At 31.0% G+C, this 25,007-nt stretch carries 23 protein-coding genes; 12 read left to right on the forward strand and 11 right to left on the reverse strand.

Annotated elements, in window-relative coordinates:
• Positions 1-179: 179 nt before the first annotated feature.
• From copB to J5E45_RS13860, 3 genes are read left to right on the forward strand one after another with little or no spacing between them, the layout of a single operon-like run.
• A complete protein-coding gene (copB, locus tag J5E45_RS13850) occupies positions 180-2,225 on the forward strand; it encodes a copper-translocating P-type ATPase CopB (protein WP_208182356.1) in 2,046 nt (681 codons plus the stop codon).
• 14 nt (positions 2,226-2,239) lie between these two features.
• A complete protein-coding gene (mco, locus tag J5E45_RS13855; RefSeq protein ID WP_000277153.1) occupies positions 2,240-3,673 on the forward strand; it encodes a multi-copper oxidase Mco in 1,434 nt (477 codons plus the stop codon).
• A gap of 19 nt (positions 3,674-3,692) precedes the next feature.
• The gene (locus J5E45_RS13860; RefSeq protein ID WP_002510756.1) at positions 3,693-4,238 is read left to right on the forward strand and encodes a YdhK family protein; all 546 of its coding nucleotides are present in this window, start codon (positions 3,693-3,695) and stop codon (positions 4,236-4,238) included.
• A 360-nt stretch (positions 4,239-4,598) separates the two neighbouring features.
• Here J5E45_RS13860 and J5E45_RS13865 read toward each other — a convergent pair whose 3' ends face one another.
• Both J5E45_RS13865 and J5E45_RS13870 read right to left on the reverse strand, forming a co-directional pair.
• Positions 4,599-5,519 (reverse strand): ribokinase, encoded by a 921-nt coding sequence (locus J5E45_RS13865; protein ID WP_107643728.1) that lies wholly within the window; start codon positions 5,517-5,519, stop codon positions 4,599-4,601.
• Between the two features lie 24 nt (positions 5,520-5,543).
• Complete coding sequence (locus tag J5E45_RS13870; protein ID WP_107386011.1) at positions 5,544-6,521, reverse strand: LacI family DNA-binding transcriptional regulator; 978 nt, start codon at positions 6,519-6,521, stop codon at positions 5,544-5,546.
• 142 nt (positions 6,522-6,663) lie between these two features.
• On the opposite strand from J5E45_RS13870, the gene J5E45_RS13875 reads away from it, so the two are divergent.
• Positions 6,664-8,040, forward strand: coding sequence for a PTS transporter subunit IIC (locus tag J5E45_RS13875; protein ID WP_208182358.1), 1,377 nt, complete (start codon positions 6,664-6,666; stop codon positions 8,038-8,040).
• Positions 8,041-8,066: 26 nt separating this feature from the next.
• The gene (locus tag J5E45_RS13880) at positions 8,067-8,720 is read left to right on the forward strand and encodes a ribulose-phosphate 3-epimerase (protein ID WP_259339161.1); all 654 of its coding nucleotides are present in this window, start codon (positions 8,067-8,069) and stop codon (positions 8,718-8,720) included.
• A 346-nt stretch (positions 8,721-9,066) separates the two neighbouring features.
• Here the strand turns inward: J5E45_RS13880 and J5E45_RS13885 are convergent, their stop codons facing one another.
• The 3 genes from J5E45_RS13885 to J5E45_RS13895 form a co-directional block, all read right to left on the reverse strand.
• Positions 9,067-10,515, reverse strand: a complete 1,449-nt coding sequence (locus J5E45_RS13885; protein WP_208182360.1) for a M20 family metallopeptidase — start codon at positions 10,513-10,515, stop codon at positions 9,067-9,069.
• Positions 10,505-11,944: a sodium/glutamate symporter gene (locus tag J5E45_RS13890; RefSeq protein ID WP_208182361.1), complete on the reverse strand. Its 1,440-nt coding sequence runs from the start codon at positions 11,942-11,944 to the stop codon at positions 10,505-10,507. Before J5E45_RS13890 ends, J5E45_RS13885 begins: the two co-directional genes overlap by 11 nt.
• 908 nt (positions 11,945-12,852) lie before the next feature.
• Complete coding sequence (locus J5E45_RS13895) at positions 12,853-13,623, reverse strand: DUF536 domain-containing protein (RefSeq protein ID WP_208182363.1); 771 nt, start codon at positions 13,621-13,623, stop codon at positions 12,853-12,855.
• Positions 13,624-14,067: 444 nt separating this feature from the next.
• Here J5E45_RS13895 and J5E45_RS13900 point away from each other — a divergent pair, with 444 nt between their 5' ends.
• Positions 14,068-15,006: a replication initiator protein A gene (locus J5E45_RS13900; RefSeq protein WP_208182365.1), complete on the forward strand. Its 939-nt coding sequence runs from the start codon at positions 14,068-14,070 to the stop codon at positions 15,004-15,006.
• 433 nt (positions 15,007-15,439) lie between these two features.
• Here the strand turns inward: J5E45_RS13900 and J5E45_RS14420 are convergent, their stop codons facing one another.
• The 5 genes from J5E45_RS14420 to J5E45_RS13920 form a co-directional block, all read right to left on the reverse strand.
• Entirely contained in the window at positions 15,440-15,685 is a 246-nt protein-coding gene (locus J5E45_RS14420) for a hypothetical protein (RefSeq protein WP_237282932.1), read from the reverse strand.
• Positions 15,686-15,781: 96 nt separating this feature from the next.
• Positions 15,782-15,886 (reverse strand): helix-turn-helix domain-containing protein, encoded by a 105-nt coding sequence (locus J5E45_RS14425; RefSeq protein WP_237282934.1) that lies wholly within the window; start codon positions 15,884-15,886, stop codon positions 15,782-15,784.
• 248 nt (positions 15,887-16,134) lie between these two features.
• On the reverse strand, positions 16,135-16,587 hold the full coding sequence (locus tag J5E45_RS13910; protein WP_208182367.1) for a DUF334 domain-containing protein: 453 nt from the start codon (positions 16,585-16,587) through the stop codon (positions 16,135-16,137).
• A 28-nt stretch (positions 16,588-16,615) separates the two neighbouring features.
• Positions 16,616-17,605: a relaxase/mobilization nuclease domain-containing protein gene (locus tag J5E45_RS13915; RefSeq protein WP_208182369.1), complete on the reverse strand. Its 990-nt coding sequence runs from the start codon at positions 17,603-17,605 to the stop codon at positions 16,616-16,618.
• Positions 17,587-17,967, reverse strand: a complete 381-nt coding sequence (locus tag J5E45_RS13920; protein WP_153672651.1) for a plasmid mobilization protein — start codon at positions 17,965-17,967, stop codon at positions 17,587-17,589. Before J5E45_RS13920 ends, J5E45_RS13915 begins: the two co-directional genes overlap by 19 nt.
• Positions 17,968-18,358: 391 nt before the next feature.
• On the opposite strand from J5E45_RS13920, the gene J5E45_RS13925 reads away from it, so the two are divergent.
• The 6 genes from J5E45_RS13925 to J5E45_RS13950 all read left to right on the forward strand — a co-directional run bounded on the left by J5E45_RS13925 (position 18,359) and on the right by J5E45_RS13950 (position 22,683).
• Complete coding sequence (locus tag J5E45_RS13925; protein ID WP_107600786.1) at positions 18,359-18,790, forward strand: plasmid mobilization protein; 432 nt, start codon at positions 18,359-18,361, stop codon at positions 18,788-18,790.
• A 60-nt stretch (positions 18,791-18,850) separates the two neighbouring features.
• Positions 18,851-19,009 carry a hypothetical protein gene (locus J5E45_RS13930; protein ID WP_153672652.1) on the forward strand — a complete coding sequence of 53 codons (159 nt, stop codon included), beginning with the start codon at positions 18,851-18,853 and terminating at the stop codon, positions 19,007-19,009.
• Between the two features lie 229 nt (positions 19,010-19,238).
• Positions 19,239-19,334, forward strand: a complete 96-nt coding sequence (locus J5E45_RS13935; protein WP_002510758.1) for a type I toxin-antitoxin system Fst family toxin — start codon at positions 19,239-19,241, stop codon at positions 19,332-19,334.
• A gap of 197 nt (positions 19,335-19,531) precedes the next feature.
• Positions 19,532-20,206: an IS6-like element IS257 family transposase gene (locus J5E45_RS13940; protein WP_001105987.1), complete on the forward strand. Its 675-nt coding sequence runs from the start codon at positions 19,532-19,534 to the stop codon at positions 20,204-20,206.
• Positions 20,207-20,251: 45 nt separating this feature from the next.
• The gene (locus J5E45_RS13945) at positions 20,252-20,479 is read left to right on the forward strand and encodes a hypothetical protein (RefSeq protein ID WP_069792844.1); all 228 of its coding nucleotides are present in this window, start codon (positions 20,252-20,254) and stop codon (positions 20,477-20,479) included.
• A 347-nt stretch (positions 20,480-20,826) separates the two neighbouring features.
• A complete protein-coding gene (locus tag J5E45_RS13950) occupies positions 20,827-22,683 on the forward strand; it encodes a GA module-containing protein (protein WP_225518617.1) in 1,857 nt (618 codons plus the stop codon).
• Between the two features lie 159 nt (positions 22,684-22,842).
• On the opposite strand, the gene J5E45_RS13955 is transcribed toward J5E45_RS13950, so the two are convergent.
• Entirely contained in the window at positions 22,843-24,939 is a 2,097-nt protein-coding gene (locus tag J5E45_RS13955; protein WP_069792842.1) for an amidase domain-containing protein, read from the reverse strand.
• Between the last annotated feature and the right edge of the window lie 68 nt (positions 24,940-25,007).

The raw sequence follows: 25,007 nt of genomic DNA on the forward strand, positions 1-25,007 counted from the left end.
ACACGAAAATATATGTATTACTCACTTATTTCGGCATAAAAAGAGAGTGTACAGAAAATGGTTATTTTCTGTACACTACAAAATAAAAAAGTCAAATGGTATATACCCCTATACCGTATATGTTATACTCAAATTGTCTTATTACTATCTTTAAAAATATAAAATTAGGAGGTTTAATTTTGTCGAATAATGAGAAAACCCAAAATCATGAACATCATAGTCATCAAGAACGTGAGAATCACCCTAGTCATGGTGACCATAAACATCACCATCATGGGAATTTTAAAAATAAATTCTTTATTTCTTTAATTTTTGCGATACCGATTATTATTTTATCGCCCATGATGGGAGTTAAATTACCGTTTCAAATTTCATTTACAGGGTCAGATTGGATTGTATTAATTCTTTCTACAATTTTATTCTTTTACGGAGGAAAGCCATTTTTATCAGGGGCTAAAGATGAAATTTCAACTAAAAAACCTGGAATGATGATGCTTGTTGCTCTAGGTATTTCAGTAGCTTATATTTATAGTTTATACGCCTTTTATATGAATAACTTCAGTGGTTCATCCACACATACAATGGACTTTTTCTGGGAATTAGCGACTTTAATTTTAATCATGTTATTAGGTCATTGGATTGAAATGAATGCAGTAGGTAATGCAGGCAATGCACTGAAGAAAATGGCAGAACTTTTACCTAATACTGCAGTGAAGCTGATTGATAACAATCAACGAGAAGAAGTTAAAATATCAGATATTCATATTGACGATATTGTGGAAGTCAGAGCAGGCGAAAGTATACCCACAGACGGAATCATTGTTCAAGGAGAAACATCAATTGACGAATCATTAGTTACTGGCGAATCAAAAAAAGTTCATAAAACTCATAATGATGATGTTATTGGAGGTTCAATTAATGGTTCAGGTACAGTACAAGTTAAAGTGACTGCTACGGGTGAAAATGGCTACCTATCTCAAGTTATGGGTCTTGTTAACCAAGCTCAAAACGATAAGTCAAAAGCTGAACTCCTCTCTGATAAAGTCGCAGGTTATTTGTTTTACTTTGCAGTAGGTATTGGCCTGATTTCATTTATTGTATGGATGCTTATTCAAAACAACGTCGATTTCGCACTTGAACGGCTAGTAACCGTATTAGTCATTGCTTGTCCACATGCATTAGGCTTGGCAATACCTTTAGTTACAGCACGTTCTACCTCTATAGGTGCACATAATGGTTTAATCATTAAAAACAGAGAATCTGTAGAAATCGCACAACACATTGATTACATCATGATGGATAAAACTGGGACACTAACTGAAGGTAACTTTTCAGTGAATCACTATGAAAGTTTTACAGACGAGTTAAATAATGAAGAAATATTGAGTCTATTTGCTTCATTAGAAAGTAATTCTAATCATCCACTTGCCACTGGTATTGTTGATTTTGCTAAAGGCAAAAATATTTCATATGCTACTCCTCAAGAAGTTAATAATATTCCAGGTGTAGGCTTAGAAGGCACAGTTGATAATAAAAAACTCAAAATAGTGAATGTTTCTTATCTCGATAAAAGCAATTTTGATTATAATAAAGAACAATTTACGAATCTCGCTCAACAAGGGAATTCTATTAGTTATCTAATTCATGACCGACAAGTTATTGGTATTATCGCACAAGGCGATAAAATTAAAGAAAGTTCAAAACAAATGGTTTCGGATTTATTATCGAGAAACATTACGCCAGTCATGCTTACAGGCGATAATAAAGAAGTGGCACAAACAGTGGCTGAAGAATTAGGTATTAGTGATGTCCACGCGCAATTGATGCCCGAAGATAAAGAAAGTATTATCCAAGATTATCAAAGCAATGGTAGCAAAATCATGATGGTTGGTGATGGTATCAATGATGCGCCAAGCCTTATTAGAGCAGATATTGGTATGGCAATTGGCGCAGGGACAGATGTAGCTGTTGAATCGGGGGATGTCATACTCGTTAAAAGTAATCCTTCTGATATTATCAATTTTTTGTCCCTTTCAAAAAATACGATGAAAAAAATGGTTCAAAATTTATGGTGGGGCGCAGGATATAACGTGATTGCAGTTCCTCTTGCAGCTGGTATATTAGCTTCTATTGGTTTAATATTATCACCTGCTGTGGGTGCAATACTTATGTCTTTAAGTACGATCATCGTAGCAATTAATGCATTTACATTAAAATTAAAATAAAAGAGGTAAATATAATGTATAAAAAAATGTTCACAATTTTAATTACGTTATTTTCTATAATGTTTATGGTTCCTAATGATACTTTTGCAGAAGGTAAGCACAACATGATGGACATGAAAGAAAATGATCAAAAGCGAAATGATATGATGGATATGAAAAGTCATGACGAAAGAAAAAATTTGAATTCTTCACAAGGAAAAAATGAAATAACATTTCCCAAAGTTTTAGATCCTAAAAAAGATAACAATGGTTATAAAAGTTATACATTAAAAGCGCAGAAAGGAAAGACAGAATTTTACAAAGGTAATTTCTCTAACACTTTAGGATACAATGGAAATTTACTTGGGCCAACTTTAAAATTAAAAAAAGGAGATAAGGTTAAAATTAAGTTAGTCAACAACTTAGATGAAAATACAACATTTCATTGGCATGGGTTAGAAATAGATGGAAAAGTGGATGGAGGCCCTTCTCAAGTTATAAAACCAGGAAAAGAAAAAACAATAAAATTTGAGGTTAAACAAGAGGCTGCTACATTATGGTATCATCCCCACCCCTCCCCAAATACAGCTAAACAAGTTTATAATGGTTTATCAGGATTATTATATATAGAGGATGACAAAAAGAATAATTATCCTAGCAATTATGGGAAAAATGATTTGCCTATAATAATCCAAGATAAAACATTTGTATCTAAAAAATTAAATTATACAAAAACGAAAGATGAAGATGGTACTCAAGGTGATACAGTCCTTGTGAATGGGAAAGTAGATCCTAAATTAACAACAAAAGAAGGAAAAATACGTTTGAGACTTTTAAATGGCTCCAATGCTCGGGATTTAAATCTTAAGCTAAGTAATAATCAAAGTTTTGAATATATTGCTTCAGAAGGCGGCCATTTAGAAAAGACTAAAAAGTTAAAAGAAATTAATTTAGCTCCTTCAGCAAGAAAAGAAATAGTAATAGATTTATCTAAAATGAAAGAAGAAAAAGTCAATCTTGTTGATAATGATGAAACAGTAATTTTACCAATTATTAACAAAGAAAAAAGTACTAACAAAGACACTACTCCAAAAGTAGATAAAAAAATCAAATTAGAAGGTATGGACGATAATGTTACTATTAATGGCAAAAAATTCGATCCTAACAGAATAGATTTCACACAAAAGGTAAACCGGAAAGAAACTTGGGAAATTGAAAACGTCAAAGATAAAATGGGTGGTATGAAGCACCCGTTCCATATCCACGGAACGCAATTTAAAGTTTTATCAGTGGATGGGAAGAAACCTTCAGAAGATATGAGAGGCAAAAAAGACGTTATATCTCTGGAACCTGGACAAAAAGCCAAAATAGAAGTGGTTTTTAAAAATACTGGGACATACATGTTCCATTGTCACATACTTGAGCATGAAGATAATGGAATGATGGGACAAATAAAAGTAACAAAATAATTTATAAGGAGAATTCAATATGATGAAAAAATTGAGCTCAATTATAGTAGCTTCAGGATTAGTATTATCAGCTTGTTCAACTGGTAACGAAGAAGAAGAAAATTCTAAAGATCAAAAACAAGAAAAACATATGAATCATAAGAGTGAAAGTAAAGCCCCAGATAATATGAAAAGTACAGATGACAGTAAATATAAAAAGGACGATAAAATAACAATTACAGCTGATCATATGCCTGGTATGAAAAATGCCAAAGGTACTGTGAAAGGTGCTTATAAAACGTATGCTTATGTCGTGAGTTACACACCTACAAATGGTGATGAAAAAGTTAATAATCACAAATGGGTCGTTAATGAGGAAGTTGCAGATGCCCCTGAAAATGGATTCAAGAAAGGTGATACAGTTAAATTAGAAGCTGACCATATGCCTGGTATGAAAGGTGCAGAAGCTCAAATTGATGATGTAGAAAAAACAACCGTTTATATGGTGGATTATAAATCAACAGAAAACGATGAGATGGTTAAAAATCATAAATGGATGACAACTGACGAACTAAAATCTCGTTAATGTCTATCATTTTAAAGCTTTAAAGTATTTAGTTAGTTATTCACAAATGCAATGAGAATCCCCTTTGTTAAATAGACAAGTAAACAAATAAAATTTATGGCCACTCTCATATCCACAATAATGAGAGTGGCCATTTGTTTAGAAAAATTAAATGATTTTAATGAAAATGAGGGGATCTTTTATAATTTATCAATGGAATTTCGAAAAATATAAAAAATGGAATAGTGAATGTATTGAGCTTTATCATTTATCAAGAAAAGTTATTCTAAATTAGCAGGTAAAGTCACACTCTCAATTTTATATTAAGAGGTTTTGTGTCAAAAACGAAGATTTATGAAATGAAAAGAGTATTTGCTATATTTAAGAATAATTGTTTATAAAATCCTTAATTTCTTTTTTAGTTGGTAGAGCATTTTGTGTTTCTCGCTTACTGACTTTAATAGCTGCAGCAGCTGTTGCAAATTTAACTGACTCTACTAATTGATTTCCTTCATTTAAGTATACAGTTAAAGCTGCAGCAAAAACGTCTCCTGCTCCAACTGTATTTATAGCTTTTACTTTGTATGATGATATAAAAGTAGATTGTTCATTTGTATAAATCAAAGAACCTAATTTCCCCAATTTAAGAATAACTGTATTAACCCCTTTTCTATTAATGATTGTGGCAGCTGTTAGGGCTGTTTCTTTATCTGTTATTTTTATTCCAGATATCTTTTCTGCTTCCTGTTGATTAGGAGTTATGATATTAGCATAAGATAAGTATACTTCTTTATAACCATCTGCAGGAGCAGGATCTAAAATAATATTTATATTTTTTTCTTTTGCAATTTTTAACGCATGCATAATAGCATCTTCATTGGTTTCTAGTTGTAATAGGAAGTAATTAGCATTGACTGAATTAAAAATTGCCGTAATAGGATCTAATTTTATTTTATTATTAGCGCCTACAGTGCCTAACATTGTATTTTCACCTTGTTCATCAAGAATAACAACAAAAGTTCCGGTATTTACATTTTCTTTAATTTGAATATTAGTAGTATCAATCTTTTGGTCTGTTAAATTTTTTAACATGTTTTTACCTTGTTCATCATTCCCAACAGCTCCAATAAATCTTACTTGACTACCAATTCTTGATAAAGCTATTGCTTGGTTAGCCCCCTTGCCACCAGGTTGTGTGTTAACGGAATCAACCCACACAGTGTCTCCATAATTAGGATATTCTTTTGCATTAATAAAAATATCTTGATTAATACTTCCCATCGTTATAATCTCTTTGTTCAACTTCTCAGTCCCCCAATAATAAAATCATATTTTAGTTGTTTTTCTAATAATAAGTTCAGGAATATATTCAAACTGTATCGCTTTATTTTCTTTTATAGATTCCATAATCATCTGACCAATTTTTGGATCTAATTGGTTGACTGTAGTAAGACTCGGTGTGGAATACTGCGATAAAACACAGTTATCATATCCAATTATTTGTATACTATTAGGTATTGATATACCTAATTCATAGCATGCATTTATCACTCCGATAGCCATTGCGTCGTTAGCACAAACTATTCCTTGAATATTATTCTCCGTTTTCAACTTTTTTAGTGCTAATTCATATCCACTTTTATAAGTGAAATCTCCTTCCAGTAAATTAATGGTATGAGTTTTAGTGAATTTTTGAATCGCTTTTTGATACCCTCTAAAACGATTGATAGAAGACTGCTCATTCATTTCACCTGAAATAAATAAAATATGTTCACATCCACAATTATTCACTAAATGTTTAGTGGCAAGAAAACTTCCTTCAAAGTGATCTACTGAAATAGAATTCGGTTGATTATCTAAATTAGTTCTATCAATTGTAATAACATTAACATTATGTTTTTCCAGATACTCTATATCTTTTTTTGTAATAGCCAATGAATTGATAATTACATTTTGTATATAGTTATCTACAATATTTTTTAAAAAGTATGATATATTTTCTTCGCTATCATTACTATTGCAAAGATATAATTTATACCCATAATTATATGCTGAGGTTTCAATAATATTCACTAAATCTGCAAAGTATGGATTATTTAAATTAGGAATAATCAAAGCTATTAAATTTGAAGATCTATTTGATAAAGACCTGGCAATGTTATTTGGTTCGTATTCTAATTTTTTTATTGCTTCTCTTACTCTTTTTTCAGTATCAATATTGGCTCCTGCTTTATTATTAATAATTCTAGAAACAGTAGCTGTTGACACATCAGCCATTTTCGCTACTTCTTTAATTGTAACCATTTTAAAACACCCTTTGTAACCGATTACAAAAATTATATAACTTTAAATTTTTATTGTCAAATAACATTGAAAATATAGTATTAGTATTTTATCATAAAGATAACCTTGTTTTGTAACCGATTACAAATAGGGGAGGGTTAAAATGTTTTCACAATTAAATAATCTATTTCAATGGTTTATCGGCTTAGGCGGGCCCGCTATAATGTTTGTTATTATTACTTTACTTTCATTAGGTTTTAAAGTGAAATTTTCAAAAGCTTTAGAAAGTGGTATCCGTATGGCTATAGCTTTAACTGGTATGACAGCCGCTATTTCTCTTTTAACTGATGCTTTGGGCCCTGCATTAAATGACTTTGTAAAATCTACAGGTGTAAATTTACACATAACAGACTTAGGATGGGCGCCAATGGCAGTTATTACATGGGGTTCTATTTATACTTTGTTTTTTGCTTTTGTCTGTATCATTGTTAATTTACTTATGCTGTTTATGAATAAAACTAAAACTCTAAACGTTGACTTATTTAACATTTGGAATATCTCAATAATTGGCTTATTAGTTGAATATTATGCTCACAATATGATTATTACAACTTTATTTGTTATTATGATTTACTCTTTGATGTTAAAAAATTCAGATGCTCTTAAACCTTCTATAAATCAAGTTTTAAATTATGATAAAAATAATGTTACTACAACAGCACATCCTAGTCTTTTAATTGCACCGTTTGTTTATATCATCGATAAATTTATTACTAAATTTTTACCATTTGTAGATAAATTTGACTTTAATGCTGAAATTTTAAATAAAAAAATAGGTTTCTGGGGTAGTAAATTTGCAATTGGAGTATATTTAGGTTGTTTTATTGGGATTTTAGGCCAACAATCTTTAAAAGAAGTACTTACTCTCGGTTTCACAACTGGCGTAGTTTTAGAATTATTCGCTTATATCGGTGGTTGGTTTGGACCAGCTATTGAGCCACTTTCTAATAGAATTAGTACAATTATGAGTTCTAGATTCAGAGGTCGTAAGTTATTCATAGGTATTGATTGGCCTATACTTGCTTCAAGTGCTGAATTATGGGCTGTTGTAAATATATTAGCTCCAATTTTATTATTTATGGCCATGTTATTGCCAGGCAACAATGTTCTACCTTTAGGTGGCATACTATTAACTGTCTTGGTTCCAGCATTATTGTTAATTACTGGTGGTAAAGTAATAAGAATGACTATTATTGGTACTATACTACTACCATTATTTTTATGGGCAGCTACGATGATTTCTAGTTTTCTTACTAATACTTCAAAGGAAATAGGAGAATTTCCTTCTGGTCTTTCAAAAAATCAAATGTTTTCTTCAGTAGACTCAGATCCTATTGAAAAAATGCTGGGCGTATTAGTAGGGAATGCATGGAACTCTTTTGATATTAGATTAATAATATTCGCTATAATTGCAGTGATTCTTTATATTATATTTTTCTTGTGGTATTTCAAATCAATGGGTAACAGACAAAAATTTTAAACTATTAAAAATGAGAAAGGTGGTTAATTATGGACAAAATATTATTACCTTCTATGATGTGTGCTAATTTTACTGACCTAGCTAATGAAGTAAAAAAATTAGAAGAAGCAAATGTAAGTGGCTACCATATTGATATTATGGATGGCCAATTTGTCCCAAATTTTGGGATGGGGTTGCAAGACTTAGAGGTTATTAGAAAAAATACTAAAAAGTTAGTTGATGTACATTTAATGATTGATAATCCAGAAAAACACATAGATTTATTTGCAAAAATGGGAGTGGATATTATTTATATACACCCAGAATCAGATATACATCCTGCAAAGACCTTACAAACTATTAAGCAAAAAAATATTAAGGCAGGAATTGCAATTAATCCTGGAACTTCTGTAGAGACTATTAAGCCATTATTGCATATTATAGACTATATAATGGTTATGACTGTAAATCCTGGGTTTGCAGGACAAAAATATCTGGATTATGTCGATTATAAAATAGAAGAGTTACTAGAAGATAGTTTTAAATCACAATTTAATTATGCTGTTTTCGTGGATGGAGCTATATCTCCAGAACGTATTGATAAATTATCGACTATGGGGGTGCAAGGATTCGTACTAGGTACATCTTCGCTGTTTAATAAAAAGAAAGATTATAAAACTATTATAAATAGCTTAAGATAAAATATTAAATAACAGATTCAACCCGATAAACGTTTATATACTAGAATTTAAAAGATAAGCGATTTTTATGATTTTTATAAAATATTCATCATTTTTGATTTATACTAATTAACATAATCGATGGTTATCAGAAGTTATCTGTAACTCATACATCGTAGATGATATAATACTAAAGTCTCCTATCTCTAAAAGACTCCTTCTTAAATGAAAGAGTCTTTTTATAGTTTTTAAATTATGTTCTGTCTCAATAAAAAACTAATAAAGATAATTTTATTTAAGCAATATTAATTGGTTACATTGTTTTAATATTTTAAATATTTCTCTTTTTCATTTTGGTTTTTGAAACTTATCCATTGAGTTTAGAAGGCTTAACTCTTTTAGGGATTGGGTTTTCATAAGGATGGTCTTCTAATTTCATTTTGTGTTCTTCTTTAATTTTTTCGAGTGTTTCTGGATTTTTCAAAACGTATATAGCTGAATTTGCCATAACTCTAGCTGCTCGATGCATACCTTTAAACGCATAATCTGATAAACCTTGAGACACCATTTGCCAAGTGTGTAATTGAGTCCCAATAGCACTTGTACTACAAGTTACTTGTGCTGTCGGCGCAACCCAACTGACATCTGCAACATCACTTGAACCTAACATAGGCTGTTCAGTTAGTGTATAATCATTTACGATATCACTTAAATACTTGTTATTTAATTTTTCTTTATCATTTATTACCCCAAAGCTACCCAGTGACTTCAGCGCATTATCTTTTTCACCATCAGATAACGAACCCCATATCTTTTTAGCAAAATTCGTCTCTTTATCTGTAAATTGTATGTTTTTTTGTTCTTTTTTTAGAAATTCGTACATGACTTGCTCCAACTCTCTATTTGGTGAATAATCAGAACATGCTTTATCAATTATCACTTCATGTTCTGTTTCAGTCATCAAAGCAGCGCCATGTGCAACTTTTTTAACGCGTTCAAATAGTTCTTTTGTTTCTTTTAAACTTTCAGAACGTATCAAATATAATACTTCTGCTTCTGATTGAACAACGTTTGGTGATATACCCCCTGTATTAGTAACTGCGTAATGAATACGTGAATTATCACTCATATGCTCTCGTATATAATTAACACCAACATTCATTAATTCCACAGCGTCTAAAGCGCTTCTGCCTAGCTCAGGAGAATTAGCTGCATGGGAACTAACACCATGAAATTTGAAGTAAACTTGATAATTTGCTAATGTTTTGTTACTCATAACTGCGTTCACTGGGGATGGATGCCAACAAAAAGCATAATCAACATCATCAAATACGCCTTCTCTAGACATAAATGTTTTTCCAGAACCACCTTCTTCACCTGGACATCCATAATAAATAACCGTACCTGGTAAATTATTTTCTTTTAAGTATTCTTTTGTTGCAATTGCTGCTCCTAATGATCCTACTCCCAATAAATTATGGCCGCAACCATGTCCATTATCATTATTTTCCTCTAGCCCCTCTTTTTTACTTGTTAAAGGTTTCTGGCTTAATCCAGAAAGTGCATCGAATTCTCCTAAAAATCCTATAACAGGTTTGCCTTCTCCATACTTTCCTTCAAACGCTGTTTCAATGTTTGCTATGTTTTTTTTCACCTTAAATCCTTCTTCGGTTAATGTATCAATTAACTTTTTCGAAGATTTATATTCTTCAAATCTTGTTTCTGGATGATACCAAATATACTCGCTTACCTTATTTAAATAATTTTCCTTGTTTTTTAAAATGTTATATACAAATGTTTGTTGTTTAGTAGTCATATAAAGCACCTCTACTTTTTATATTATTTAATTTTTTTGGTTTGCCTATAAATATTAAAAGAGCACCGATAATAATTAATATTGTTGGTATTAATATGCCTTGGAATAATCCACTATTTACTAGTAAACCAAATAAAAATGGGTAAACAATAAAGGCCACTACTGAATTAATAGAGTATCCTATAGAAAATTCGTTTAACACTGGAGACTTGAACTCTGGATCCGTCATTTTCAAAAGTAATAGTCCTGTAATGAAAACCCCTGAACTCGTTCCAAGAATAGCAACAGACTTTTCAATCCAATAATCTTGGAAGAATTTTTTGCTCAACCAATATGTGCCAAATACTGTAAAGGCTCCTATAATAATCATCATTATTAGTATTGGAGTGAAATAACTTAGTACTGCCTGAACAGGCATACTTGCAATTGCAGCTACCACCGCAAAGTCGGTAAACATACTAGAAATTTTAGAAGTAATTTTGTCATCGATAATCCAACTTAACCCTAATCCACAAACAATCCACCAAACCAAGTACATTACAATAATTGCATATGCCCATATTGGGACATCACTAATAATAGGTACATTGTAATATTTAATTATTTGTAGCAAACCATACGCTAACCCACTACCACCTAAAACAAATGCTAAATGAAATGCTAACGTATCAATTGAACTACTTAATGTAGTTTCTTTTCCAAATAAATCTTGTTTTTCAACGTCACTTTGGTATCCTTTTTTCATTTCTTCTGGAAAGTCTCCAGGTGAATCTAGAAATTTTGTGTATTTTTTTCTAGCACCCATGTTTATAATAAATACACCTATTAAAATGCCGCCTATCATACCAAACGTAGCTGTTGTTACTGTAATACCTTGGGCTGTTTCCCAATAAGGCTGATTCATTGATTGAAGTAAACTTCCCAAAACCCCAGCTGTTCCATGACCCCCTGAAAAACCACCGCCTACTTCTATACCAAATGTTGGATAAGTATCAGTAGTAAATCCTGTAATTTTATATAGCCAATTCATAAATACACCAAGAAAATTTTGGCCTTGGCTTATAATAAATAAGACGCCAGTCATAACAGCTATATTTCGCAATACATGACCACTTGGTTTGCTATTATTTTTATTAATAGTAGCGCCCTTTTTTCGTTTCCAAGACTTAAATTTCATACTTAATGGAACTGTTGCTACTACTGGAACTATTAAAATTCCCGGTAATAATGCATATGTATTTATCCATTCTTTAGGCAATGGCAAAATTGCATAGTTGTTTAAAACTATAGGACCCAAAATCAACCCGATAAATCCGCCAATAACTGAAGCTGGCAAAAAAATTTTTTGCAAAAATTTAATCTTTGCTCTTAAAATCATCCCAATTATAAGAAAGAAACTTAACATCGAAAAACTAACAAGTAAATCCATACAATTCCCCCTATAAAAATTGTGTAAGCGCTTACTAAAATGTATTAATACATCCTATATTATGCCTGAAGAGAAGTCAAAATATTTTTTTGACATTTATATTGTTCTAAGCAAATATATCTAATATCGAAATGAAGATAAAACCCTAAATACAGACAATAGTTGATAATGAGGGTAAAATTTTCGAATTATTTTTAATATATTATGTCCTAAATTCAATAGTAAACGCTCCTACTAACTTAATCTATTGGCTTTCAAACAAATTATCTTTTATACAATAGTCTAATTATCAAGTAAAAAATGGTTTGCCATATGTAAAATCTACTGCCCTTCAAAACAAATCTTATTTTGTTTTGAAGGGCAGTAGATTTTACATAGTAGAACTTATAATCAACAAATTACACTTTAATAAATCTTCTCCTTCTCTTACTAATTAGCTCTTGCCCTAAATCAGCAATTCATCCATTTTGATAATCGAAAATAATATAAAGTAAGTGTAGTCATTTGAGTTTAAGTGCACAAAATTTAGTGGTATTACAAAAAAATATTCATAAAATGATAGGTAATGAAATATTTTCAAATAATATTTTAGCTAATAATGAAAAAGCTATAATGATTTCAATGGAAAATTAATTAAAGAAGGTCTCTTAAGAAAGACGAACCAATTTGAAGTTAGTATAAATACTATTATTTTTATATCAATATTTAATCAATGATTAATAATATATTATTATTGAAAGAGCTTTCATCCAATCGCTTATTTATTATAAAGTAACACCCCCTAAAAATTTGAAACAATAATTTATAAAGGTAATATTGTTTCATTTACATAATCGATGATTATCAGAAGTTTTCACTATATAAAAGGCACTAAAAGGTGATAACCTTTTAGTGCCTAATTAATTATATTAACTACCAAACAAACGACTCCAAAACCCCTTTTTAGGTGGTTCTGCTTCCCTATCATCAGGCCCACTCTCTATTCCTTCAGGTGGTTTATCATCTTTCGCTAATACTTCTTCGTTTGTACTGTCATCCTTTTTCTTTTCAGTTATATCCTTATGATTTACTTCTGCTTTTGTTGGTTGGCTTTTCTTTTGTTGCTGGTTGATATTTTGAGATTCTTCAGTAAAAGTTGCTTCTTGCGGATTAACGTTTTGTCTATCATTAGTCGCTGTATCAAAAGAATAATTAAGCTGTCTTTCTTCTTCTAATTGGTTTTCTAGTTTTTGAATCTTTTTATTACTTTCTAAAGCTAATATTTGTTGATTCTCCAACAGTTTATTTAATGTATTAACATTGCTATTTTGTTGATCTAGTTGTTTAGTTAGATTCTCAATATATTTTTCATCATTTTTAGCTCTAGTTTCAAAGATTTCTATTTGCTTTTCTAATTCATTTGCTTTTGTTTTTAATGTCTCAGAACTATTTGAATTATTATATATATGCTTTTCAACTTCTGCATTATTTTCATCAAACATTTCTTTTTTTACTGATTCTTTATTTTGCGTTGTACTTTCTTTCTTAGTGATTTTTTCTATAATTTTCAAACAATCATTATCATTAATATAATTAATTCCATTTTCTTTTTCAAAAGATATATTTAAGCTTTTAGCATTATTAACAATAGTTTGTTTAGTTACATCCAATTCATCAGCAACCATTTTAATAGTTTTCATAACATCCACCCTTAGGTACCTAATTTAGTACCTAAATTTTACCACCTAACAAATATTTTTTCATCTTTTACCGCCTAAATTTACTACCTATTTTACTACCTAAGCGCCTAATTAGGTGCCTATAAGATATTTTCAGTGCCTAATTAGTCACCTAATTAATAAATTCTATCATTTTGAGGTTATAATTTACTTTTAACTACACTTAAAACGCTTTATATACGACCTTAAAAGTGTTAATATTACTTTAATGAATATTAAAAGAGTCGATGCTACGCCAATAGCATCGACTCTCGGTAATAAAACGATTCGCATTCGTTTGTTTATATATTTTTTGATACTTGTATTATATATATCTAATCATCTAAGTGCAAGCACAAAACATATAACTTACGTAAAAATTGTTTTATTACCTCAATCCAAAAAAGTGGAAATGAGGTTTTTATTATGCCCAATTTTGAGAAATACAATTTATCACAAGTAAAAACTGAAAGGTTTTATCAACTGCCTAAATATTTATTTGAAGATACATATTTCAAGAAAATGTCAGCAGAAGCCAAAATTATGTACGCGTTATTAAAAGATCGTTTTGAATTATCCATCCAAAATGAATGGGTAGATAAAAATAATAACATTTACTTTATTTTCAGTAATAAGCATTTGTGCGAATACTTAGGTTATGCAGAACAAAAAATTATAAAATTGAAAAAAGAGTTAGTAAATTTTAATTTACTAACTCAAGAACGTGTTGGCCTTAATAAACCCAATAGATTGTATTTATTAAAACCCAATTATGATGTTGAAGCCAGTCGTACCAAGGAACTTCCAAATTCACAGTTCCAGAACAATGAATTTGGAAGTTCTGGAACTGTGAATTTAAGTGGTCAAGAACTTCCAAATTCACAGTCTAATGATACTGAATTAAATAATACTGATTATATAGAAACTGAGAATAATGATACGCATGATATGAATGATATATCGAATACTCCAATAAACAATAATCATTCATATCATACAAATCATCAACAAACCGAATTTAATAATGATGCGCTTAAGTTCCAAGTACTCGAAGAATTGCCGCAACAACTTCAAAACTATTTAAGTAAATTTGAAATTAGAGAAATACGAATTATTAAAAGTGTCTTACTCAAAGGGAAGAAATCATTTAATAATGCGCATGATACCTATTACCGTTTAGAAGATGTTGAGTTTGAAATTGTAAGTGTGTTGAAACGTTTTAAAGCGATGCTGCTACAAAAAAATGAAACCGTCGAAGCAATGCAAGGGTATTTAATGCAATCCATTAAAGCTGAACTTGAAGAAACTCATGCACTTTATATGCGACGTCAAAACATGAAACAACATAATATCTTTAATCAATAATTTAAAGTAATCAAAGAAACCTCGAAATATTCAGTTACTGCAATTTGGAACTTTGAATGTAAATGGGCAGTGTCTAAAAATTAGTCACTGGTTTTGATCAAATTTTAGTTCGTGGAATTAAAATATATTTATTTGGCTCATATTTGCATTTTAAGAGCTTATGTAGGCATTTAGGTTAAAACCTATTTGAGTTATCCCTAATTCTTTAAAATACCCCCTTAAAATTCAAATAAAGACAAATAAAAAGCCAATCCAGATAAAATGGATTGGCTTTTTATCTACTTTTGTGAAGTAGATTATAAAAAAACTACTGTTAATAAGCACCCCCAACGTGTTGCCTATATTATAACAAGAACACACATTTATGCCGAGAAAATTTATTAATGTTAAGGGTTCCGAGGCTCAACGTCAATAAAGCAATTGGAATAAAGCATTACTTATATTTTTTACTTAATATATCAGTACCAATAGCTCCAATAATCATTAAAAGTAGTGGTAGGAATGAATAAATTATGGATCCTGATAAGAAACCAATTTCGTTGCCAGTTACTTTAGTAATTATAAATACAATTATTTTTGCAATTATGAATATCAAACCTATGAAAGTTAAAATATCAAAGAAAGATTTCCATTTTGGATATTTTAACTTTTTACTGTCTTGAATTATTTTATTTTTCAAGTAATCATCTCCTTTTAAAAGCTCATCTACTGTGACATTGAATATTTCGCTTATTTTTAGGAGTGTTTCAATATTTGGATATCCTTTTTCATTTTCCTATTTCGAAATTGATTGTCGGCTTATGTTTAATTGTTCTGCTAATTCTTCTTGAGATAAATGGGCTTCTATTCTTTTCTTTTTTAGTATTTTATGAAAATCCATTGTTATTACACTCCTTGTTAAAATATTTTAAAATTCTTTTAAGTATTTTGTAAGAATCTTATAGTTGCAGTATGTAACCGTAAAGTAGCATTAGGATAATTTAAATATATTTGTAATTAAGGTTATAAATAAAACCCCCACTTTACTCTGGAAAGTAGTGGGGGTTTTGCATATGGCGAACCATACTTCACTTGTTACTTATAAAATAACATAATAGATAGCTACTTATAAATACTTTACGTTATATTCTACTTTTCAAACAATCTTAATAGACTTAAGCAAGCCCATAAAATTAAAATAAAGAGTAGATAAGGGACGATATAAGCTATATACCATAAATAGCCCCATGCGGATTGCGCATGTGTAATTGTATGATGCAAGGCACTATACATGCTATCAATACCTAAAATATGTCCCATTTGACCTGTGACAATTGAGGCTAAAGCCATTAATAAAATAACGAAGTATAAAGCCCCAATACCATGCGTCATGCTTTTGATACTCGTTTTAAACGTGCTATTCAACTTTTGATTTTCTTTTAAACTATTATTCAATACTTCATGTTGTTCTCGGTTGGCCATTCGAATACCTTTGAGATCTTCATACATCTCATCTTTTTCTTGTCTGAATGCTTTTGTGACATCCTCAGTTATATGTTTGGTATCAATTTTTGATAACATTTGATTGGAAATTTTAATCACTTTGGTTTCTGTTTTATCTAAGTAGTTTTTAAAGTTCGAGGTCGAAGCCTTTAGTTCGTTTACTAAGTTTTGGTTCTGATTCGATCTGTTTTGCTCTCGCTGCTCGAGCTCGATCATCCTGTTCCCGAGCTTCGCGTTCTGTTCTTTCAGCTCGTTCACGGCGTTTGCGTTCATTGAAGAGGGCTTGGGTTGATTGGTCGAAAGCTGACCAGTTAAGCGTTGTTCTAGGCTGTCTATGCGTTGATTGATCTTTTGGAGTTCGTTCAGGAGTTGTTGATTTTGATTCGTATTTTCTTCTTCTACGTTGTTTCTCGGCTTCAAAGCCATGTGTAATGCCTCCTTTGTCATAAATATCCCCTAATTTGCTGCCACGTACTTTTTTATCTGCTTCTATATGTCTATATGTGATCGTCTTATCCGTCACACGTTCAATAATGATGCCTTTCGGACGTAATTGTTCTTGAAAACTTTCCATATCTGTCGCTTGTGTTTCATCAATGGCGATTCGAATGTCGTTTTTCCATGATTGTTTCCCTTTATCTATGAGATTTTGTTCAGCTTGTGTGTAGCGTATCTCTGCTTGGTCGTTAGGAATGGATAAATCGTGGTTACGGCAAACTTCATCATTTGCCTGTCTGACGTTTTTGAGTGCCTGTTTGTTGTTGTTGAATTTTTTTCCTGTTTCTAAGTTGATGGCATTAATCACGATATGATTATGTACATGATCAGTATCACCATGCGTATAAATCGCCACTTGATGATCAGGCGCTATTTTTTCGGCTAGTTCTAAACCGAGTGCATTACACTGTTCAGGGTTTACTTCTCCTGGTTTAAATGACTGGATAATCACATGACCTTGGTTGCCGTCTGTTTTACCGTAAACTTCGCGAGAAGCTTTAAACGCACTTTTCGCATAATCGATGTCGCAATTTAAACCACTTTTTTCTTCAGCGCGTTTTTCTGCATAGTTAATGGCCCGTGATGTCGATTTCGTAGGACTTATTTTAGTTGTTGCCATATATGATTCAACTCCTCACGCATGATGGCGATATCTTGTTGCATTTGTTCCATATTTGCGCGTTCGCCATACGTATTTAAAGCTTTCGCGATTTGGTTTAAGTTGCTACCCAACTTACCCATATCTTTGGCCATCGATTGGCGCGTGACTTTGTCTAATTTGGGCGCCACTAATCGAGCCCCTTGTGCTTTGTTTTTAACAAACAAAGGCACACTCATATTCAAAGTTTCAGCCGAAGTCTGTAACTTTGAATATTCGGATTCGCTCACACGAAAACTAATTTGTTTCGGTGCCTTGCGGTCGGGGATTGGGTTTTTCCCGACAGCTTCGTTACCTTCAATCATTGTTTTACGTTCGCTCATAATCCCACCTCGCTTTCTAACGAAAGACACGTTGTTCCGTTGATTGTATTATAACATAATACAATCTTTCTCACATCGTTTCAGAGGTTTGGCAAGCAATGGGAATGCTAGCCACTTTGTGCCTAGATACCCTGCTTGTTGGTGGATGAATCCCCCAAGCCCCCTGTGATTTTTTCTGTGAAAAAATAGCAAATACTCATGAGTATTTGCTTAGTCCAATGCGCAAAAATGTGCGCATTAAATATGAGTAATTACTAATTATATAAACGGTATTTATATTTAGTAATTATTCATCAAATATCCCCTCATATGTTAAAATAATAACTAAGCAATCACTCAATTAAAATAGCATCTATTTTTTGAGTGTTTACTTAGTTATGGGGGGATACCAATGACAGATCAAAATCATAAAAAAGCTAAAACAATCAATATCAATTTAACTGAAGACGAGTATGAAAAAGTAAAGCAACTTGCAGAAATAAGAAATTTAAATCCAACGGCATATACACGACTTACTGCGTTAGGTAATCGGATTAAACCGACGGTTGTATATCCTGCCGATGAGCGCATTGATGCACTTGAAAAAGAAAACGAAGATCTTAAAATGAAACTTATGGCAGGTTATGGTCAATATGAAGTTTCAAAAGAAGATTTTGAGAACTTAGAAGAACAATATTATCGATATGCGGGTTATGTAAATACATTTAAAGACTTTTTACAGTACGTGCAAAACGATGCGGAATATATCAATTTAAATGGTTATAAGAATGATGAAAAATTAAAAGAAGAGATTAGGGATGCTATTAAAGAATTTAACAGTTAAATAAGGTATTATTAACAATGCAATTGATTAATATAATTGACTTTAAGGAGTTTATTCAAAATGGAAAAAGAAATTAAAACAGAATATAAAATGATTAAAGTGAACAAAGAATTACATAAATTACTTAAAATTGAGTCTGTCTCAAGTGGCAAATCAATGCAAAATATAGCTGAAAAAGCTATCAAAAATTATATTCATATTTTAGAATGTATTGAATAAATATTATGAAATATATAGGTGTTGAAGATGGTGATAGTAACATGGTATTTCTGTAAACACCAAATTAACGATAGTATACTGTAATAGGTACTGGTATTAAGTATCTTAATTTCTATTTAACATATTTCAACTTATCGGAAGTGCATATGCTTGTAGATTAACAGATGGTATAATAGTGGAGTCGCCTATCTCTGGCGTCAATTTGACGTAGAGAGGAGGTGCATACGCAATGACCGACATCTTTGTAAACATCATGACCACAGCAGCAAGTGGTTGCATCGTTGCTTTATTTGCGAACTGGCTACGCAAACGCAATGATAAATAGGCGACTAGTCACACCAAAAAATCCCCTAACTACTGGCATAGTTAGGGGATTTGGTGCATACATGCACGACATCTTTGTTAATTGCATTATAACATCATAGTGGTTAGGAATGCAAAATCATTAAATTGATATACTATTAAAGGTTCTGTTGCAAAGTTGAATTTATAGTATAATTTTAACAAAAAGGAGTCTTCTGTATGAACTATTTCAGATATAAACAATTTAACAAGGATGTTATCACTGTAGCCGTTGGCTACTATCTAAGATATGCATTGAGTTATCGTGATATATCTGAAATATTAAGGGAACGTGGTGTAAACGTTCATCATTCAACGGTCTACCGTTGGGTTCAAGAATATGCCCCAATTTTATATCAAATTTGGAAGAAAAAGCATAAAAAAGCTTATTACAAATGGCGTATTGATGAGACGTACATCAAAATAAAAGGAAAATGGAGTTATTTATATCGTGCCATTGATGCAGAGGGACATACATTAGATATTTGGTTGCGTAAGCAACGAGATAATCATTCAGCATATGCGTTTATCAAACGTCTCATTAAACAATTTGGTAAACCTCAAAAGGTAATTACAGATCAGGCACCTTCAACGAAGGTAGCAATGGCTAAAGTAATTAAAGCTTTTAAACTTAAACCTGACTGTCATTGTACATCGAAATATCTGAATAACCTCATTGAGCAAGATCACCGTCATATTAAAGTAAGAAAGACAAGGTATCAAAGTATCAATACAGCAAAGAATACTTTAAAAGGTATTGAATGTATTTACGCTCTATATAAAAAGAACCGCAGGTCTCTTCAGATCTACGGATTTTCGCCATGCCACGAAATTAGCATCATGCTAGCAAGTTAAGCGAACACTGACATGATAAATTAGTGGTTAGCTATATTTTTTACTTTGCAACAGAACCCTAATGATTCTGTAAATATTAATCAATATCAGGAAAAAGAAACAGAGGTTCCACACAAGGATATATCTGAAAGTAAAAGCGATAAAATTATGCAAGAAGAAGCACAAAAAAAAGATGTTCCATCTAATCCAAATGACAACGATACTGATATAGACGAAAAGGGTGAAGAAACGAAATCTAAAAAAGGCTTCTGGAGCCGTTTTTTTGGTGGCTAATAATAGTTTAAAAGATCATATTCATTAAATAAATGCTACAAGTTGAATAACTTGTAGCATTTATATTTGTATCATCGGAACTTCTGATAATCATTTTCATTTTTAAATGTAAGTTAATTTATCAATAAATTTGGACATAAAATTTATTTTTTAATGATATAGTATAGCAATATTGCTATTTGAATAAAGTTATATAACCTATATAATGAGGATGAATAATTAGAAGAAAGGTGAATTTAATGAAAAAGTTAAGGTATAATAATTTAAGTAATAAAACCAGATTAAATCATCAATTTAAATTTTCTACTATGGCCCTCATTATTATCACTTCTTTGATGGGGTATAGTATGACTTCGATACCATCAGTAGAAGCAAAAGATAAGGCTGATTTAAATATTGAGACACATTCGAATAGTGAAAATACGCTAGAAAAACGCATTCAAGAAGGTAAAGAGAAAATTGATAAATTAAAAAACATCAAAGGTAGTCAGAAAGATGCTTCTATTAAAGAAATTACAAAAGCTAAAAGCATAGAAGAAGTTGAAGCAATATTGAAGAAAGCAAAAAAAGTTGATAATAAAACCATTGAACAGAATAAAGTGCAGAGTCGTTTAATTGAAAATGACAAAAAGGAAGTATCTGAAGATAAGAAAAGTGTGAAAAGTGAGTTAGATAGTAAAAAATATATAGCTTCTTCTGTTAAAGAAAAGTCTAACCATATTAAAGAACAAGATAGTATTGACTTGTTCGATCAAGAAGGCCTGCAAGATAATACGTTTGATGCTAATTTAAATCAAAGAGATACAAAGCAAGATATATCTCATTTAGTTGATATGGGCAAACTAAATGAAGAAAGTAAAGATATAGCAGATATGAATGATAGTGAAGAAAATAAAAATACAACTTCAGAAAATGACAAAAGCGCTGTTAAAGAAAACAACCAAGACGGTTTAGCATTTAAAGATACATCTAATACTGAGAGTAATCAAATGCAACAATCAGACGAAATTAAAAAAGACATCGATAAAGTTACGACAAACCATTCAAAAGTAAAAGATAATTTAGATTATTATGTCGAAAATAAAGAAAATAATTTAAAGATATTGGATTCAAAGCTTTCTGAACGAGACTCAATATCTGCTAAAAACAAAGAAAAATTGAAAAAAGAAATAGAAAAAACGCAACAAAGTCTAAAGAAACAAAATGACGTTGTATTAAATCATTTACAATCTGTAAATAATAAAGAACAAGCTGTAAAAGATATTGTTAGTGGTACTTTTGATGAAAAGAGTGCACAATCTATTTTAGAACGTATAGATACAAAAGGTAAAACAGATCAACAAATCGCGAGTCAAGTTGTTAGTGAGTTAGATAACTTATCTACTACTACGAGTGATGATATTTTAAAATCTATGTTTGATAAAACATCTGATAAGCAAGAACTTATTAAAACGATACTATTAACTAAATTTGATCATATAGATACATCAAAAATCGTTGGTGAAATAATGCGTAAAAATCCGAGTAACGAACAAATTGTAGCTTTAATCAAACATCATTTTGGGGACAATGTTACAAGCGATGATATTTTAGAAAATATATTGGACCAATCTCATGATAAACGTAAAGCTTTAGAAACAATGCTAGCTACGAAATTAAATGATGCTAAAGCTAAAGCGCTTGCTGACGTTATTGCCAAAAAAGAAGATTCTAAGCATAACTTATTAAATCTAATGAAATCGGGAATTAATAATGAGTTGAATGATTTATTAAAGGCTGATAAAGATATAAGTAAATTTAAAGATGATATGCATGGTTTGTTTGAACCATTAAAATATACGCCAAGTTTATCAAATAAATTTGATGGGAGTTTGTTAGACAGAGATGAACAGATGCGAAAATTAAGTGGAAATTCAAAATTACTTGGTACACCAAGTCTATTTGACGATTTATTCAATAGAAATAGTATATTAGATGGAATTAAGGATATATCTAATCCTTCGCCTGGGCGTGCTTTATCTCTAGGTGATTCCTCGGGTAGCTTTTTAAGTGGTTTATTTGACAATAATGGTGATTTTTCTTTACCTGATACAGGAACAGTAGTAAAAAAATCAACGATTCCATTAGGGATTCTACTTTTCATTATAGGTGGTGGATTAATATGGTTCACCAAACGAAATAAATCGAAAAATTGTAAATATTAAATTATAACGTATTTAGTACGAGTTAATTCATATAGTATATTTAAAATGCTCCATTCAAAGTTCCACTTACTAGTGTTCACTTTGAATGGAGCATTTGTATTTTGAATGATTAAAAGTTAAATTAAACACTTTAATAAATAAAGGGAATATTTAAATTTACTAGTTATTACCTGTAATGTAACTCAATTCAGTTGCAGCATCTGCATCAATTGTTCTATAAGAAACGATACCAAGTCCTTTAATGTTTGATTCTGATATAACGATAGAACCATCATCGTTAACTTTTTCTACAAAAGCTACATGACCGTAGATCTGGTCTGCTCCTTGTTGACCTGCCTCAAATACAACGGCAGTGTGAGATTTTGGTGTTGAAGAAACAGCATAATCTTTTCTTTCTGCTCGATTATTCCAGTTTCGTGCGTCGCCTAAATCACCACTCACATATTTGTCGAACTGTGCCATGCGATTATAAACATACCATGTACATTGCCCATGAGGATAAGGAGAGTCATTTGTTGTTTCTGAAAATGGTTTGAAAGCTGAATCATAATCATCGTTGTTCGCTTTGTAGTTATCTAAATCAGGCATTTTTTTATTATCAAACTGTGTTAAGTCATAGTGGTTGATAATACTATTTAATTTGTCCGCGTATTGTGAATCAGTCGCGTATGTGGTAGCCAAATGCATTGTTGCTGAACGGTAACTATAAGCTTCACTTTTCCATGTTGGTTTATAAATGTCCTGATTACCATCGATGCCCTGTTTGATTAAATTGGCATAATCTTCCAATGATTCTTTTTTGCTTGGATAGCTACGGAAGTTTGCTGGAATTTGGAACGTATGATTGCCATTATCTTCGAGTGTATTAAATGTAGCCGACTGACCTTCATAAGCTCCTTTTATTCCAAATAAATTGAAATGTGGTGAACTAGCAAGATCGCTAGTGCCTGAGTCAGATTCTAATATGGCTTGGGCAATCATAACAGATGCATAAATATCTTCATCTTGACCTATGTCGTGAGCGTCTTGTGCAACTGTTTTAATAAAATCTCGTGTATTTTTACTTTCAGTAATTGTTATATCGTTAGAATTGTTATTATCATCCGATAAATTTGGCAATTGTTGGAAAGTTGCAGTAGATCTGATGTTTGATTGGTTTATGTCGTTTTCAAATGATTGAGCGGGCTTTTCTTTTTTAGCTAATTGTGATTCAGAAGGTAATTGAGGGTTAGCATTTGTATTCGATGCCTGTTTCTCAGAATTATTTTCCTTACTTTTACTATTTCCATTTGATAAATCATCTTTTTTAGCATCATATTGTTTTTTGTTATTTTTAGCATCTTCACTATACTCGTCTAAAATTGCATCTAATACTTTATCGTCAGATTTTGTATCTGATTTATCAGCATTTTCGTTATCACTGTTGGCATTATCGTTTTCAGTAGCAAGTGTGTCATTATCTTTGTTGTCTAAATCATCAGCATCATTATTTGCTTCTTCATAAGATTGATCTTGTTGGGAGGATTGTTTTGACTCACCATCATCTTTTTTTTGATTTTTATCAACTGGAAGTTTGTTTGATTCAGATTTATTATCTATATCATCGTTCTCTGACTTCTCAGATGACTGTACATCATCAATGTCATCTTGGAGTGAACCCTTATCACTATTTTTTTCTAAATTGTTAGTATTTGATTCGTCACTATCATCCGAATTTGTCGTTTTTGGATTTATTTGATCTATAGATGTATCATCATTTTTACTCTCATTCTTCTCGTTTTGTACATTGTTATTCTCTATAGTAGAAGTTTGTTTCACTTTATTATTAGAAAACAGTTGATTTAATAATTCAGATAGCCCATCCTTGTCACTCTTAAAAGGTTCTGGCTTGAAAACATTCAAACTATCATAAGACGATGAATCATTAAATGAATTTTCAAATGAACTCGGTATTTTTTCGTTGGATGATTCATTATCAGAAGTTTTGTGTCTTTTATTATTAATATCTTCTGTAGTCCTTTCATCTTTTGTACTATTTAACTTACTCTTACGGTCACTATTTTCCTTTTCATCATTTCCATTTTTTGATGAATGTGATTGCTTAGCTTGCTCCTCATCTTTTTCCTTATACACGTCATTTGATTCAGAATTTGTGGCACTTTTTTCTAAAGATTCGGCACTAACATCGTTGATAGAAAATGATGGAATAAGTAAAGATGTTGAAAGTAAAAAGACTAATAATTTTTGTTGCTTCATGAAAATACCTCTTTTCTAAAATAGATTACTTTGCTATGTACAAACTATGGTTTGTCTTGGTACACTAT

The organism is Staphylococcus shinii (assembly GCF_017583065.1).
Taxonomy (GTDB): domain Bacteria; phylum Bacillota; class Bacilli; order Staphylococcales; family Staphylococcaceae; genus Staphylococcus; species Staphylococcus shinii.